General features: G+C 41.0%; 14 protein-coding genes. 12 read left to right on the forward strand and 2 right to left on the reverse strand.

All coding sequences use genetic code 11. The annotated features are described in order from the left end of the window. The first annotated feature begins 4 nt into the window (after positions 1 to 4). Positions 5 to 733, forward strand: a complete 729-nt coding sequence (locus tag DUK53_RS13805) for a GntR family transcriptional regulator (protein WP_036095086.1) — start codon at positions 5 to 7, stop codon at positions 731 to 733. A gap of 33 nt (positions 734 to 766) precedes the next feature. On the opposite strand, the gene DUK53_RS13810 is transcribed toward DUK53_RS13805, so the two are convergent. Beyond that, positions 767 to 1,825, reverse strand: a complete 1,059-nt coding sequence (locus DUK53_RS13810; RefSeq protein ID WP_036095087.1) for an Lmo2079 family surface lipoprotein — start codon at positions 1,823 to 1,825, stop codon at positions 767 to 769. A gap of 364 nt (positions 1,826 to 2,189) precedes the next feature. Here DUK53_RS13810 and sufC point away from each other — a divergent pair, with 364 nt between their 5' ends. From sufC to uvrC, 9 genes are all read left to right on the forward strand, one after another. Beyond that, positions 2,190 to 2,978 carry a Fe-S cluster assembly ATPase SufC gene (sufC, locus tag DUK53_RS13815; RefSeq protein ID WP_036129802.1) on the forward strand — a complete coding sequence of 263 codons (789 nt, stop codon included), beginning with the start codon at positions 2,190 to 2,192 and terminating at the stop codon, positions 2,976 to 2,978. Positions 2,979 to 2,996: 18 nt separating this feature from the next. After that, the gene (gene sufD, locus DUK53_RS13820; protein WP_036129804.1) at positions 2,997 to 4,289 is read left to right on the forward strand and encodes a Fe-S cluster assembly protein SufD; all 1,293 of its coding nucleotides are present in this window, start codon (positions 2,997 to 2,999) and stop codon (positions 4,287 to 4,289) included. Position 4,290: 1 nt separating this feature from the next. After that, on the forward strand, positions 4,291 to 5,517 hold the full coding sequence (locus DUK53_RS13825) for a cysteine desulfurase (RefSeq protein ID WP_036129805.1): 1,227 nt from the start codon (positions 4,291 to 4,293) through the stop codon (positions 5,515 to 5,517). Then, complete coding sequence (gene sufU, locus DUK53_RS13830; protein WP_036065802.1) at positions 5,514 to 5,957, forward strand: Fe-S cluster assembly sulfur transfer protein SufU; 444 nt, start codon at positions 5,514 to 5,516, stop codon at positions 5,955 to 5,957. Before DUK53_RS13825 ends, sufU begins: the two co-directional genes overlap by 4 nt. 24 nt (positions 5,958 to 5,981) lie before the next feature. Next, a complete protein-coding gene (gene sufB / locus DUK53_RS13835; RefSeq protein WP_036095092.1) occupies positions 5,982 to 7,376 on the forward strand; it encodes a Fe-S cluster assembly protein SufB in 1,395 nt (464 codons plus the stop codon). Between the two features lie 155 nt (positions 7,377 to 7,531). Next, positions 7,532 to 7,669, forward strand: coding sequence for a hypothetical protein (locus tag DUK53_RS17540; protein WP_156110555.1), 138 nt, complete (start codon positions 7,532 to 7,534; stop codon positions 7,667 to 7,669). Positions 7,670 to 8,044: 375 nt separating this feature from the next. Continuing rightward, positions 8,045 to 11,578 (forward strand): immunoglobulin-like domain-containing protein, encoded by a 3,534-nt coding sequence (locus DUK53_RS13840; RefSeq protein WP_052164778.1) that lies wholly within the window; start codon positions 8,045 to 8,047, stop codon positions 11,576 to 11,578. A gap of 589 nt (positions 11,579 to 12,167) precedes the next feature. After that, positions 12,168 to 14,039, forward strand: a complete 1,872-nt coding sequence (locus DUK53_RS13845) for a glycosyl hydrolase family 18 protein (protein WP_052164779.1) — start codon at positions 12,168 to 12,170, stop codon at positions 14,037 to 14,039. 141 nt (positions 14,040 to 14,180) lie between these two features. Further along, the gene (gene uvrC, locus DUK53_RS13850; RefSeq protein ID WP_036095093.1) at positions 14,181 to 15,281 is read left to right on the forward strand and encodes an excinuclease ABC subunit UvrC; all 1,101 of its coding nucleotides are present in this window, start codon (positions 14,181 to 14,183) and stop codon (positions 15,279 to 15,281) included. A 39-nt stretch (positions 15,282 to 15,320) separates the two neighbouring features. Here the strand turns inward: uvrC and DUK53_RS13855 are convergent, their stop codons facing one another. Next, positions 15,321 to 15,611: an antibiotic biosynthesis monooxygenase family protein gene (locus tag DUK53_RS13855; RefSeq protein ID WP_036129808.1), complete on the reverse strand. Its 291-nt coding sequence runs from the start codon at positions 15,609 to 15,611 to the stop codon at positions 15,321 to 15,323. A gap of 56 nt (positions 15,612 to 15,667) precedes the next feature. On the opposite strand from DUK53_RS13855, the gene DUK53_RS13860 reads away from it, so the two are divergent. Beyond that, entirely contained in the window at positions 15,668 to 16,072 is a 405-nt protein-coding gene (locus DUK53_RS13860; protein ID WP_036095096.1) for a DUF6157 family protein, read from the forward strand. Positions 16,073 to 16,089: 17 nt separating this feature from the next. Further along, a complete protein-coding gene (locus DUK53_RS13865) occupies positions 16,090 to 16,935 on the forward strand; it encodes a DUF72 domain-containing protein (protein WP_036095098.1) in 846 nt (281 codons plus the stop codon). The last annotated feature ends 136 nt before the right edge of the window (positions 16,936 to 17,071 follow it).

Below are 17,071 nucleotides of genomic sequence, written 5' to 3' on the forward strand. Positions count from 1 at the left end.
CGTCATGGCCAATAATCAGACTAAATATAGTTTTATCGCGGAGGAGTTGAAAAAGCGTATTTTCGCGAAGAAATATCCGCTTGATAAACCGATTCCGGATGAGATGACGCTTGCCAAAGAATTTGATTGTAGTCGCATGACGATGAAGAAGGCACTGGAAGTTCTTGTTTTGGAAGGGTTGCTGTATCGAAAGCGCGGGCATGGGACGTTTATTATTAAGTCTGCGCTGGATATGGACCGCTTGAATATTCATAGCCAGGAAGTGAACGGCTTTACGAAGTTGTTGGAAGGACGCGATGTGGCAAGTAAGATCGTGCAGTTTCAGGTGACGTTTCCGGATAAGTATGTAGCGGAGCGGTTAAATATTGATTTGGAAACGCCGATTTACGATATTGTTCGGGCGCGACTTGTGGACGGTGAGCCTTATGTTTTGGAGCACACGTGCATGCCTGTTGCGTTGATTCCGGGCGTGACGCAAGAAGTTTTGGAGCATTCGATTTATACGTATATTCGCGAACGGTTAAACTTGAAAATCGCCAGTTCTTATAAGCAAATTCGAGCGGATAAGCCTGGACAACTTGATTTTGATTACCTTGATTGTTCGGAGATGGATCCCGTGATTGAAGTCGAGCAGACGGTTTATTTGAATAATGGGATGGCGTTTGAGTATTCGAAGTCGCGCCACCGTTATGATAAATTCGTGTTTACGACGGTGAATATTGCGAGACGGTAAAATGAGAAAATAGCTATGGCACATGTGCCATAGCTATTTTCGTTGGGCGCGGATGATGTCCGTCATCACGTTATCGAGTTCTTTTTTCGTGAGGATATCCTCTTTCGTTGGTGGTGTTGGTATTTTCTCGAAATCTAGCAAATTCATCGTAAAATCGAATTTTAGCTTCTGCTGCTTATCCTGATTGGCATAATCGAAGGCCATCACGAGCTTCTTGACGCCTTTATCAGAATCGGGGTACACCGTCATGATAGTACTAAGCTGTATTTTCTTATTCTGAATCAGGCTTTTCAATGCGTCTTGCATCTCGCTACTACGATTCTCCCAGCCTTCTTTCGCTTGAGATTCCGTCAGGCCAGCTATTTCTGCATAAATACTAATAAAATCCTGATTGGAATGGAATTCTTCCAGCCAAGCGTTGGCCAATTCTGCGAGTTCTTTCTTGTTAAGCGTGAGTTTAATCGTCCCATTTACCGTTTGATAATGACTTTTATCCAAGCTGTTTAACTTCTTATAAAGAAGAAAAGCGGTTTTTCCTTCGATAGCTTGGAGTTGATCGGCTTGTTCATCGACCGTGTTTTCATCAATAACTTGACCCGTGACATTCTGCAACGTTTGAAGTAGGTCAATGTATTTGCCCTTTAAATCTTCATTTTCAGAAAGTACTTTCGAGTAAACCGAATCTGTCGCCAAATCCAGCATGTTCGTAACGGGTGCAGCTGTTTCAAAAAAATCATTCACAGGCACAAACGTTTTTCCGGTGCTCCCGTTTTGGAAGGAATGCGCGGTCAAATCCATCGTTGGCGCACCACCGATATGGATGCCAAATGTGCTATAGGTTAAATCGCGTTCTGTATCACGCGATGTTTTCACAGTTAAATTGCTTGCGGTTAGGGCTTCTGGATTCAAGCGGTCGAGTGCCTCAAAACCGGATATTGCCTTAGGTTGCAGCATGAATGTAGCAGTATATTGTTTGTTCTTTACGATATTTCGAAAGGATGCCATGAACTCTGATTTCGGCGAACTGCACGCGGTTAAAAAAATAGCTACCGATAGAACAATCAAAGTTAATGCGATGATGGCTTTCTTCATATTAAATATGCCTCCATTAATTCTTGTTGCTTGATTATCAAGTATACTCTTGAATATTTCAAAATTATGACGCTAACATAACCATAGCATATAGGGCTCGTTTCGACAATCCTTTTTTAAAACCTTTTTGGGTGTTTTCGGTGTTGCATTTTGGTACACTGGTAGAGGACGCGAATGGTGATTTTCTCAAGTGCCAGCGAGTGAGTGATAATATGAGCGATGGAGGGAAGAACAAGGCTACATCACAAAGTAAGACGTTTTAAAAAAGAAAGTATTTCGGATAGTTGTAATTAGATTAGAATTATACTAAACTAGAACCATACGTACTGAAAAATAATGCGAAAAAATTAGGAGGTAATTTTTAATGTCAACGTTGAAAATTCAAGATTTACATGTTGAAATAGAAGGCAAAGAGATTTTAAAAGGGGTAAACCTAGAAATTTCTACAGGGGAAATCCACGCAATAATGGGACCTAACGGAACTGGTAAATCGACACTATCCTCAGCTATTATGGGGCATCCTAAATATGAAGTAACGAGCGGAACAATCGAGCTTGACGGGGAAAACGTTCTCGAAATGGAAGTTGACGAACGCGCTCGTGCTGGTCTATTCCTAGCCATGCAATATCCAAGTGAAATTAGTGGGGTTACAAACGCCGAGTTCATGCGTGCTGCGATTAACAGCCGTCGTGAAGAAGGTAAAGAAATTCCGCTTATGCAATATATCCGCAAATTAGACGAAAAAATGGCGATTTTGGAAATGGACGAAGAAATGGCGGAGCGTTATTTGAACGAAGGTTTCTCTGGCGGGGAGAAAAAGCGTAACGAAATTCTGCAATTATTGATGATTGAGCCTACAATCGCGATTCTAGATGAAATCGATTCAGGTCTTGATATCGATGCGCTGAAAGTTGTTTCAAAAGGAATTAACGAAATGCGCGGCGAAGGTTTTGGTTGCTTGATTATTACCCATTACCAACGTTTGCTGAACTACATCGAGCCTGATTTTGTGCACGTAATGATGCAAGGTAAAGTCGTGAAAAGTGGCGGATCTGAACTTGCGAAGCGCTTAGAGGGCGAAGGTTATGACTGGATTAAGCAAGAACTTGGTATCGAGTTTGACGAAGAAGAAGAAACCGTTGACCAAAAATAAGAGAGTGAGGGATAAATCATGACAGAAAATTTAGCTGTAAAAGATGATTTTATCCGTGCTTTTTCAGGCGATTTAGGCGAGCCTGGCTGGTTAACAGAGCTACGGATAAACGCATGGCAACAAGCATCAGAATTAGCATTGCCATTTGTAGATAAAACGAAGATTGATCGCTGGAATTTCACGAAGTTTGAGGCTTATGCGGCTTTTCAAACGGGTGTGACGAACGAAGCGTTACCTGAAAATGTGCAGGCTTTAATTGCGGAGGACGCGAATGTATACGTCCAAATCGATAACCGCCCAGCGCGACTTCATTTAAGCCAAGAGTTAGCAGATGCGGGTGTTATTTTTACGGATATCATCACGGCGGCGAAGGAACATCCGGAACTCGTGCAGAAATATTTTATGACAGAAGCGGTGAAAGTGGATGAAAGTCGTTTGACAGCCTTCCATACGGCGCTTGTGAATGGTGGATTGTTCTTATATGTCCCGAAAAACGTGGAAGTGAAAGAGCCGATTCAAGCGGTTTTTGCACACGGAAACGCAGCGTCTCCACTCGTGAATCATGTGTTATTGGTTGCGGATGATAATAGCGCCGTAACGTACGTGGAAAACTATGTGACGCTTGACGCTGAGAATAAAGGTATCGTGAATATTGTCGCTGAAGTGATTGCGGAAAATAATGCGCAAATTAAATTCGGTGCGGTGGACAACTTGGGAAGTGGCGCTACGACTTATGTTAGCCGCCGTGGACATGTTGGCAATGATAGCCGTGTAGAGTGGGCGCTTGGTTTGATGAACGATGGCGACACGATTAATGAAAATACGACGAACTTGATGGGCAATGGCTCTGTCAGTGACGTGAAAACGGTGACGGTTGGTCGTGGTAAACAAACGCAAAACATTACGACACGCGTGACGCATTACGGATTGGCTTCACTAGGTACGATTTTGTCACATGGTGTTATGAAAGATAGCGCGACAACAATTTTCAACGGTATTGGTCATATTAAACACGGCGCGTCGAAATCGGATGCACAACAAGAGTCTCGCGTATTGATGCTTAGTCCAAAAGCTCGCGGAGATGCCAATCCAATTCTTTTAATCGATGAAAATGATGTAGTAGCTGGGCACGCGGCGTCAGTTGGTCGTGTGGATCCGTTGCAACTTTTCTATCTAATGAGTCGTGGTATCTCGAAACAAGAAGCAGAACGCCTTGTTATTCACGGTTTCCTTGATCCCGTTGTGCGCCAACTGCCGATTGAAAGTGTGAAACTTCAATTGAAGGAAGTTATTGAAGGGAAAGTGCGCTAACATGACGCTAACCCAAAAAATTCAGGCTGATTTTCCGATTTTAAAGCAAGAAATCAATGAAAAACCGCTTGCTTATCTGGATAATGCAGCTACTTCCCAAAAGCCGAAGCAGGTCTTGGATGCGGTAATGAAGTATTATGAGTGGGAAAACGCGAATGTTCACCGCGGTGTGCATACGTTGGCTGCTCGCGCGACGGATGCTTATGAAGGTAGTCGTGCGAAGGTGGCGCGCTTTATCGGTGCTCGCGAAACGGCGGAAATTATTTTCACGCGCGGGACGACGACGGCGATTAATATGGTCGCGAACGGTTATGGTGATGCGAATTTGCAGGCTGGGGATGAGATTGTGATTTCCCACTTGGAGCATCATAGTAACTTGATTCCGTGGCAACAATTGGCGAAACGCACGGGCGCGACGCTTGTCTATATCGATTTGGACGCGGACGCGACGATTACGCTTGCCAATGCCCAAAAAGCAATCAACGAAAAAACGAAGATTGTCGCGATTGCGCACGTTTCTAATGTCATTGGCTCGATTGCACCGGTTCGCGAGATTGCGGATTTAGCGCATTCGGTCGGCGCTGTTACCGTTGTCGATGGCGCGCAAGCTGTGCCACACATGAAGGTCGACGTTCTCGCATTGGACGCTGACTTCTACGCTTTTTCGGGTCATAAAATGATGGCTCCGACTGGAATTGGCGCGCTTTACGGGAAACGAGAATTGCTTGACGCGATGAACCCGACTGAATTTGGCGGTGAAATGATCGATTTTGTAGAATTGCAAGATGCGACATGGAAAGAACTGCCGTGGAAAATGGAAGCCGGGACGCCGAACATTGCGGGAGCGATTGGTCTTGGTGCCGCGATTGATTATTTGGAAACGATCGGTTTTGACCTGATTCACAATCATGAAGAAGAATTAACCGCCTACGCGATAGCAGAAATGCAGAAGCTAGACGGCATTACGATATATGGTCCACTAGACGCGAAAAAGCGTTGCGGACTGATTACGTTTAATTTAGAAGGAGCACATCCCCACGATATTGCGACAGTGCTTGATGAAGAAGGCGTGGCTATCCGCGCTGGACATCACTGCGCACAGCCGCTCATGAAGTGGTTGGATACGTCTTCCACAGCCAGAGTAAGTTTTTACGTATATAATACCAAGCAGGAGGTCGACCAGTTTATTGCTGCCCTCAAGCTAACAAAGGAGTATTTCGGACTATGAGTGGTCGCAAATTAGATCAACTATATCGCCAAGTTATTATGGATCACTACAAAAATCCGCGCAACAACGGCACGCTCGACGACGAAAGTGTCACAATTGACCTGAATAACCCAACGTGCGGTGACGAAATCCATCTCCATCTCAAAGTGGAAAATGAAATTATCACTGCCGCAAAATTCACAGGTAGCGGATGCTCGATATCGATGGCGAGTGCTTCGATGATGACCGAGAGTATTATCGGAAAATCAGAAAAAGAAGCCCTCAAAATGTCGCGTGACTTCTCAGAAATGGTGCAAGGTCATGAACACGATGTGATCGACGAAAATGGTGACGTCGAAGCTTTATCAGGCGTTGCGAAATTCCCAGCTCGAATCAAATGCGCGACTCTTTCATGGAAAGCCATGGAACGTGCGATTTTCGAGTTTGAAGGAAAGAAATAATAAGTTTAAAGGAGGATCTTGACTATGACTGAAATTCCAGAAATGGGCGAATATAAATACGGGTTCCATGATAAAGATACATCTGTATTCCGTAGTGAACGTGGTTTGACAGAAGATATCGTACGCGAAATTTCGACGATTAAAGAAGAACCCCAGTGGATGCTCGATTTCCGCTTGAAGTCCCTAGAACAATTTTATAAAATGCCAATGCCGCAATGGGGTGGCGACTTATCCGAACTGAAATTTGAAGATATTCGCTATTACGTGAAGCCATCGGATCACACGGTAAACGATTGGGACGAGGTTCCCGATGAAATCAAGCGTACCTTCGACAAACTCGGCATTCCAGAAGCAGAGCAGAAATACCTTGCCGGTGCTTCCGCGCAATACGAGTCCGAAGTAGTTTACCATAACTTGAAGCAAGATCTAGAAGATATCGGTATCGTCTTCAAAGACACAGATTCAGCGCTCAAAGAAAACGAAGACATTTTCCGCGAGTATTTTTCAAAAGTAATCCCGCCAACCGACAACAAATTCGCAGCACTTAACTCGGCGGTTTGGTCTGGTGGCTCATTCATCTACGTTCCAAAAGGCGTGAAAGTGGATACACCGCTCCAAGCTTATTTCCGTATTAACTCGGAGAACATGGGACAATTTGAGCGTACACTGATTATCGTGGATGAGGGCGCGAGCGTCAACTATGTAGAAGGCTGTACAGCACCCGTTTACACGACGAATTCCCTTCATTCAGCTGTCGTTGAAATCATTGTAAAACGCGATGCCTATTGCCGTTACACAACGATTCAAAACTGGGCTAACAACGTTTACAATCTCGTAACCAAGCGTACTTTCTGTGATGAAAATGCGACAATGGAATGGATTGACGGAAACATCGGCTCGAAATTAACGATGAAATACCCAGCGGTTCATCTTCGCGGAGAAGGTGCACGCGGTATGACACTTTCCATCGCGATTGCCGGTAAAGGCCAACGTCAAGACGCCGGAGCAAAAATGCTTCACTTGGCGCCAAACACATCGTCAACCATCGTTTCCAAATCGATTTCCAAACAAGGTGGTAACGTAACCTATCGTGGTATCGTGCACTTTGGCCGTAACTCAGCCGGTTCTCGCTCCAACATCGAGTGTGATACGCTGATTATGGATAACGCATCCACATCAGACACGATTCCATACAACGAAATCCTAAATAGCGACATTTCCTTAGAACACGAAGCGAAAGTTTCCAAAGTATCCGAGGAACAACTATTCTATCTGATGAGCCGTGGTGTAACCGAAGAAGAAGCAACAGAAATGATTGTCATGGGCTTCATTGAACCATTCACAAAAGAATTACCAATGGAATACGCCGTCGAAATGAACCGTTTGATTAAGTTCGAGATGGAAGGTAGTATTGGGTAAGGTTTTAGCAGTGGTTGTCAAATAGCTTGTGAACCAAAATTTCAGAAGCTATTTCATGTAATCTGTATAGATATTAATAACTGTTTAGCAAATACGTGTCCGAAATTCTCGGACACGTATTTTGTGTTCCTCAATATACATAAGGTGTAGTATTGGTGAAAAAATTTTTAGAAACGATCAGATTTTTTGCATCAGCTGTCAATGTATTAGTTAGAAGTAGCCGCGGTTTAGCTTTGGTCGCTGTTTCAAGAGAAAATCACAACCAAGAAATGATGATTGATGAAAATGTATGAGCTATATATTTCTTCCTTACAGAAGAACTTGATAATACGCGAATCTTTTTACCGTTATGATAACGATAATCTAAGGCCCTGTAATAATCAGGATTATGAGGAAGTCTGAAACATACTGTTACCAATTTTTATTCAGGTTCACTTTGTTAATTTCAAAAATAGAAAATAAGCATTCTAGCTGTTTAGAGATTTTGTCTAAATGACTAGAATCTTTATTTTTTTATTCATACTGTATCTCTATTTATATTAAATTGTCATAGAATCTACATGTTATCTATCTATTCAGTGGATATATTGTATTTTTTATTTGATTCCCAGATGGTATGCTGAGAGAGTCACATAATTATATGACTAAAATACAAGGACGTAGTTATCATGAAACTACAAAAAGGAGCAGGTATGAAAAAAATTCAAGCAAGTTTATTATTAATGATTTTAATTGTATTGGGAGGGTTTGCGCAACAAGTGCATGCGGATTCTGTACAGACGAAATCTTTATATGTTTTAGAGAAACCAACATGGTTAGATAATGCTGGTATTTCAAAGGGGATTTACCATGATAAGCAAGATTTAGGCATCATTCTGCCCGCTAATGTTCAACTAGAGATTAGACAAACCAACCCTGATTTTCAAGAGAGGTTAACAATGGAATTATTAAATGATGATTCCCAAAAAGAGAAATCGGTGAACATTACATCCAATTGGCAAGTGGTCAGCAATGCTTATACAGCAGTGCCTTTTATTGACACTACTTTTGGAAAAGAAGCACCTGTTCTTGAATATAAAGTAACGAATACGATGAAGACATTACCAATATATCATAAAGGTGATAATGAAGCTGCATTCTTTCAACAGTGGGATAATTCGAATGCAGAATTCGCTTTGATATACTCTAAATATTTCCAAACATTTGTTCCTAAAAAGGACAAAGCCTACATGAAAAGAATGAGAGATTTCAGTTCTATTGATGGTCTTATTGACTATTATACAGATGTTTTTGAGACATATAACAAATTGGATGGTCTATCATTTACGCCTGAAAACCCGACAGATAAAAATATCTCTAATAAGTATTTCATGAAAGCTAACGCCCATGGTGCTGGAGCTGCTTACTATGGTGGAGATCACACAGCACAAAACAGCGATTCATTAGCGGATTTTTATTTGTCTAAGGGCTGGGGTGGGCTACATGAAATCGCTCATGGATACCAAGGATCATTTATGAATGACAGTAGTTTTAATGTAGGTGAGGTGTGGAATAATATTTATGCGGCTGCTTATGAGAAAAAAACAATGGGAACAAGAATTTTTCAAGACGGCTGGTTATACAATTATGGAGATAAACCTGGTATGGAAAGAAGAGTTATCAATCTTTGGCAAACCACACATACCCCTGTTAACAATTGGGATGTAAGTTCTAAGCTTCTTGCTATGGTTACTTTACAAAATAAAGCTGGAGATGATGCCTTTATATTATTCAACAAAGAGCATCGAAAAATGGCTAACACACCTGGATATGAACCCAGCAATCATTACCTACTTGATTTAATTTCCCGTTATTATGGACAAGCCAGTGGTTTTGATTTTACTCCAACCATCTTATCATTTGGAGGAACGATGTCTACACAACAACAAGAAGATAACCGTTCGCGTAATTATAAACCAGTAGCACCAATAACAGAATTAGTACCAGCTTCTCAGCTAACAACAATTCAAAATAGATTAGGGCTTGAAACACCTTTTGCATTAGTTGACACAGATCAATTGGCATCTAGTGAGCTTTCTGGGAGTGCGATGATTCACTTGAAAATAGACGATTTTTCGCAATTAGAAGGTCAATATTTAGTACTAACTAACGGTACAAAAGAAATCAAACGAGTGAAGATTACTTCCAAAGATTTAAATATTGGAACATTGCCAAATGGAATCTATACTATTAATTTACCAACAGGGAAAGCTGTGAAATATAGCTTTGATACGCACTATTTACGAGTGAAAGAAGCAACGAACGACGTGACTGTCACTTATACTGCGAAAAAAGCAAGCCCTCTAATAAGCCAAACGATTCATTTCTTAGGTTTAGGTGACGGTGAATTTGCCACAGCTATTGTTGATTTGAATAAAGAAAAATTGACAATGGCATTAACATCTACCAGCCCACATGTTTACTTTGGATCTACAGAATATGCCAAGCTAGAAATATTAGACTTGAACAATAATGTGATTTATACGAAATCAATGTCTGGTTCAGGCACAGTGCCTAGTAAAGATACACCTACTATCAAGGTTGGTTATAAAGTACGAGTATACCATGCAGAGCCTGTGAGATTGAAAGTAGATAACCTGCCAATTGTGAACACAGCACAAAAGACGAACACGTTCACTGTCACCAAAGCAGGTCTAGTGAATGACAATCTAAGAAATAATGCAGAGGAAGACTTAGTAGCCAGGATTCATACTTTAGCGGAAATGATTCAAGCTAATCCTTTAATTGTAAATAATGATTATGCAGAAGTGAAAGATGATTTACTTCTTGCTATTGATGTCTTATCTGAACCAATGAAGACAACGCTTTTAGATAGATATGTAACTTTACTACCAAAAGAGGCAGCAACATCAATAGAAACAAGCGTGAATCAAATTCAAGCGGGCGACCAAGATAGTGGACAGGTGATAGCGACCATTTCTCCATCTAAAGCTAATCAGGCTGTAACGTATCAATCAAGTGATTCAGAAGTAATAACGGTGGATGCATCAGGAAACTGGACAGCAAAAGGTGCAGGAGAAGCAGTTATTACAGTAACTTCAGTATCAAACCCAGAGTTAGTAAAAACAATTGCCGTACAGATTACAACAGTTTTAACGCCAGAAGGTTTAACCGCAAAACAGTATAATATGGGAGATGCGAAGCTAACTGGAACCTTTGGCACAGGAATTTCTTATGTGAGATTGTGGATAAATGGTAAAGCTGTGACTCAAGCCATTACTAAGGCAGATGGCACATATGAAATTTTGAATGCTGCAAGTTATATTATAAAACCAACAGATAAGATAGAAGTTGTTGGTGTTGATACAAAGTATGTAGAGAAAAACCGCATAACAGTTACAGCATCTGGAGAATCGATGTTTGATGATACCCTTACAGTAGACTCTTACGAAATAGGCAGTGATACGGTAACTGGAACATTTGGTAAAAGTATTTGGAAAGTACGATTATGGGTAAATGGTAAAGCTGTGGCACAAGCGACAACAAACTCAGATGGCAGTTATACATTTACTAACGTAGCAGGTTATATCAGGATGACAAGTGATGAGGTAGAAATTGTTGGTGTGGACACGCAATATACAGAAGTGAAGCGTATTGCAGCTACTCTCACTGGTACTTCAACTATAGATAATACAATTACCGCAGAGACATACAGAATTGGAGATGAGAAGCTATCAGGTAACTATGGTAAGGATGTTTTCAAAGTGCGCTTATGGGTGAATGGTAAAATAATTACACAAGCGAATACGTCTTCAGGAGAGTACACGTTTACCAATATAGCTTCCTTTGTCGCGAGTCCATTGGATGTTGTACAGGTTGTTGCTGTAGACAGTCAATATAAAGAAATAAACCGTATTGACATAGATACGACAGGTTTGGCATTGTATAATTATGTATTGACAACTGAGGACTATACATTGGGAGATAGCAAAATCCACGGAAACTACGGTAAAGATATTACAGAAGTAAAATTATCAGTAGGCGGGCAAATTGTGCAAACAGCGACAGTTGATAAAAAGACTAGAAACTATTCGTTTACAAATGTGGATACGCTTATTACAAATAATAATGCATCTGTACGTATAATTGGTTACAATGCACAGCATCAAGAAGTGAAGAGACTAGCATTAAACATAGAATAAGTTAAAGAGAATGGGACAAAAGTTGGTTAGTATCAACGGATGTTCCATTTTCTTTTATTTTCATCACCGCATTAGCGTTAATTTTGATAATAACGTATCTAACCTTTCTAGCTGAATCTGTTAATGTTACGCAATTTTGTGGTAGATATATATAACCTGAACATGTCTCCATGCATAGGGAGAAAGAATTATTACACCAACATATCAGCAATTAGCGCTTAAAATTGACATTTATATAACTTTATTTTAATATAAATCTATGGGAATTTTTGATAATAATCTTCATGGAAGCGTATTCTTTTAGAAGTGAGAATATGTTCATCTACTAGTTAATTAATACACAGATGATTCCCTATCAACGTGGAAAAGTCTAGTGAAAAATAGCATGATACGAAAGGGTGATTGTGTAATAAGAATATGAGTAAAAGAATATGGTTTTAACTATTCGGAAAAAAGTATCGACTGGTTACTTATCAAAGTTAGCATTTATTTAATGTAGGGAATCTTTTCACAGAATTATTTTAAAGGGAAATAGTATCAGAGTATCCAACCATGGTAATAAGAATTATTATATTTAGGGGGATTTTTCATGAACATATCATTGAAAAGAAATATTCTGACAGCAGGCTTAGCTATTATTCTAGTACTTTCCGCTGTGATGGCGTTCACAACACATGTGTCTGCGGCATCAAGTACACAGCTTAAACCACACGTAACTATAGGCTATTGGCTGGGCGGTAACGGGGGATCTAAAAAAACATTGGCCCAAGCAAGTTCTGGCTGGGATGTCATTAACGTTTCATTTATTGAGACGAAAGGGAACTACTACACTCCAAATCTATCAATGGACCTTTCAGCAGTCTACGCAGGCACAGAAGCTCAGCAGATAGCGGCTTTTAAAGCAGACATTCAAACGCTACAGGCTCAAGGTAAGAAAGTTGTTATTTCTTGTGGCGGACAAAACGGTGTTGTTCACATGGACAATGCTGCCCAGCGCGATACTTTTCTGAATGGCGTTAAAAATATTATTAATGAATACGGATTTGATGGCTTTGACGTTGACTTTGAGGGTAGTTCCATCGCAGTTATGAGTACTGATAAAATTGGGAACCTGACATCCCAACAGTCCATAAACCTTGAATATTTGCTTCGTAATTTAAAAACGACTTACGGATCTGATTTCATTATTTCCGCTGCTCCTGAGTATTGCTATGTTCAAAATGGGGCAATCAGTACAGGGAATGGTGGAGCATTTCTTCCGGTTCTTAACGCCACTCGTGATATTTTGACATATATTCACCCACAATACTATAACGGTTTCAACGGTGACTTCGCTTGGTTACAACCATCAGCAAATGCCGGTGCACCTTTTGCCCAAGTTTACTCAGCAGAAGGATATACGCGCCTTTCTGAGATGCTTATTACAGGATTTGTAACGATGGATAAGGGGACTTTTGCGGGATTACGACCTGATCAAGTTGCTTTCGGCGTTCCTTCCACGAATGGTGCAGGTAATGGGGCACAAAGCGTTTCCGTCTATGCTTCCGCTCTAAATACACTGCTTGCCAAATATCCTACTTACCGCGGAATTATGACATGGTCCATTGGATGGGATGAAGCGAACGGAAACAACTTTGTAAACACGATTTCTCCAATTATTAAAGCAGCAAATGATGCAGTTCAACCGTCACCAGATGCTAAAGCTCCGACAATCTCTGGTCAGCCTACTGACAAAAATGTAAGGATAGGCGGGACTGCGGATTTAACGGTAGTGAGCTCTGTATCTAAAGGGACACTTAGCTACCAGTGGTACAAGGCTTCTAGCAAAGTGAACAGTGGCGGTACAGCAATAAGCGGTGCAACAAGTGCCACATATAATGCACCAACAAATACAGAAGGCACCAACTACTATTATTGTGTCATAACGAATACGGACAACAGTGCAACCGGAATCAAGACTGCAACGACGACAAGTAATGCGGTATCTGTAGTCGTTAGCGCCACAAGTAGTGCAGTAACACCAACAATTACGACTCAACCAACTGATAAGGCAGTCACTGTGGGCGGATTATCAGCTCTTACAATAGGAGCAAATGTATCACAAGGGACACTTAGCTATCAATGGTACAAGGCTTCTAGCAAAGTGAACACTGGTGGCACAGCAATAAGTGGCGCAACAAGTACCACATACAATGCACCAACAAGCGCAGTGGGCACAAGTTATTATTATTGCATTGTGACTAACACAGACAGTTCAGCTACTGGAACTAGCACAGCAACAAGTAATGCAGTGTCAGTAACAGTAAACCAATTACCAGCCGGAGATACATGGAAAGCGGATACCATTTATGTTGCTGGAGACACTGCGGTATACCAAGGTAGAACGTATAAAGCAAAATGGTGGACACAAGGAGATGTTCCTGGTGCAGGTGAATGGGGACCATGGGAATTGGTTCTGTAAGAAGTTAACTACTCCATATAAATAATAATCGCAAAGTCTATTTTTGAAATAGGCTTTGTTTTCGTATATCCAAGTAAGCTTTACAAAAACTCTGGCAAAGTCTAAAATAAAAGTGTCAACGTACGTCTCGGAGGTGTAGTCGTGGAAACAACCTTAAAACAAAAATTAAAAACATTACCTGAACTACCTGGTTGCTACATATACCGGGATAAAAAAGGTGAAATTTTATATATAGGTAAGTCGAAAAATCTAAAACAGCGTGTGAAATCCTATTTTACGAAAAAACAGATGGGAAAGACGGCGCGTTTAGTTCATAATATCCACGATCTTGAGCTGATTATCACAGAGACGGAACAAGAGGCTTTAATGCTCGAGATGACGCTTATTATGAAGTATCAACCGCCATTTAATGTCATGTTAAAAGACGAAATCCAATACATCTACCTCAAAATAACGAATGAAAAAAATCCACATCTCGAATTGACAAAAGAAATAGCGAAGGACGGCGCGCTTTATTTTGGTCCCTACGCCAGTCGCTATAAGGCAGAGGAAACGTTGGAATTATTGCAAAAAATCTATCCATTATGCCATTGCAATGGAAAAAGAGGTCGTCCCTGTTTTTACTACCATATCGGGATGTGCATCGGGCCATGTGCGCGGGAAGTTTCAAAAGAAGAATACGAGGTGCAGATTAACAATGTTACAGATTTCTTAAATGGTGGGTATCGTGATGTAAGACGCGAACTTGAAGCTCGAATGCAGCGTCAAATGGACAATTTGGAATTTGAGCGCGCGAAAGAAAGCCACGAATTATTGCATGTTTTAGAGCGCGTGACAGAAAAACAGAAAGTATGGACGCGCGATGTTGGGCATCGTGATCTGATGCAATTTGTCGAGCATGAGCAGTTTTGCGCGATTCAGCTGATTTTTGTCCGAAATGGAGCTATTGTTGGACGGAATTCTAAAGTTTTTGAGTTTGTCGGCGAAGTAAACGAAATGATAGAAAGCTTTCTCATGGCTTTTTACAACGATCCGAATCATCTGCCGCCAAAAGAATTACTAGTTCCAGAACAATTAGACGCCAAATTATTAGCACAATCTTTAGACATAAAAGTGCGAGTACCGAAAAAAGGCGATAAAAAAATACTGCTAGAGCGACTACAAAAAGACGCGCAGACGGTGTTAGATGCTCATTTTAAAATGCTTCATTACGCCAATGACAAAAATGAACCCATGATATGAAGCTAAACTTGAGGGTGCTGTGTCCTCGGGTTTTTAGTATTAAATAATTCGTGTAAAGTGCTTCACTTTGGGGAAAGGGTTATAATAGTGGTGGAGCAACGTTTTCCAGTTTTCGTAGGCATCCGACTTTCGAAAGCCTTCTGTGTGGGCCTCTAAGGTTTTCCACTGAACGAGAAGCAAATAATCGGTAGAATCCTCGAGGCATTTATGCAGTTCATGGCTAATGTAACCTGGCATGGCGCTGATAATTTTTGATGCAGTGGCGAAATCTTTCTCGAACGCCGTCGTGTCGCCTTGTGTGACTTGAAGTAGAGCGCTTTCTAAAATCATAATGGCGTTCCTCCTTTTTGCTATTGTACAATAAAAATGAGAAGTAGGTGCGAAAAATGAATTTGAATTATTATAATACGTTTATTCTGGTTGCAGAAGATACTAGAGCGGATCATGGTGAAATTCCGAACGGTAAGCGCCAAAATAAAACGGTTGGTGAGATTCAGTTTGAACTCTTAAATGGGCATGATTATAAATATACGCAAGAAGAAGTGCTTTTTGAGACGCATATGTTGCATAAAAATATTCCTGAGGAGGCGCGTGAATCGGAAAGAGCTGCTTTTTTTGGGAAGAGTCAAGCGTGTATGCGGACGTCACCACTGGGAAAACGATACGGTTGGGGGCTACATTTTAATCAAGATGGGTATGTGAAGTTAGTGGCGATGGATAGTCCAGAATACCGAAATTTTGCGAATCAGGAAGGTTTGACGATTACGCGAGCAATGAAATCTAAACGGTAGAGAGGGGTAGTTTTGCGATGATAACGATTGGGCTTACGGGGTGGAGTGATCACGCTACATTATATTCCAGTACGAGTAAACATAAATTAGAGGATTACGCGGGCAATTTTCCGATGGTGGAAGTGGATACGAGTTTTTATGCTATTCCTTCACCGCTTACGACGGAACGATGGATCGAGCGGACGCCGGAAGAGTTTACCTTTGTTGTGAAGGCTTTTCAGGCGATGACGAAGCATAAAGAGTGGCAGCAGTATTATGATTCGGAGACAGAGATGTATCGCCGTTTTATGGATGCGATTGCGCCGATGAGTGAATCTGGAAGGTTAAAGGCAATCTTGTTTCAATTTCCGCCGTATTTTGGTTGTACGAAAGAAAACGTGACCTATTTACGAGCTGTTCGTGAAAAAATGGGAGACTTGCCGCTTGCTATTGAATTTCGGAATAAGACTTGGTACACGGAGACGAATGAACCGCAAACGCTGGCTTTGTTAAAAGATTTGGGTTTTATTCATACAGTTGTGGATGAGCCACAAGTTGGGAATGGGAGCGTTCCGATTGTACTACGAGCGACAAATGAAGCGATGACACTAGTGCGTTTGCATGGTAGGAACAGCGCGGGCTGGATGAAAGCAAATAGTCCTGAATGGCGCGAAGTTAGGACGCTTTACCGTTACAATGACGAGGAAATCAATTATTGGGCAGAGAATATTAGACACTTACAGAAACATTCAAAAGAAGTTATTGTGATTTTTAATAATAATTCTGGTGGAGATGCAGCCGACAATGCGAAACAACTGCAAAAAGCGTTAGATATCTCTTATGAAGGACTTGCACCAATGCAGATGAATTTATTTGATATATGATTTTTTGGAGGGGATTCTTTTTACCCCTTCTTTTTATTTTTTAGACATTTAAATAGCTGAAAAAAATAGCTTGTTCCTATGTAAAAAGCTATTTTCACTCCTTTAGGATATTGTTTGCGGATAGTACACATAATGT

The organism is Listeria sp. SHR_NRA_18, assembly GCF_003856515.1.
In the GTDB taxonomy this organism is placed as follows: domain Bacteria; phylum Bacillota; class Bacilli; order Lactobacillales; family Listeriaceae; genus Listeria_A; species Listeria_A newyorkensis.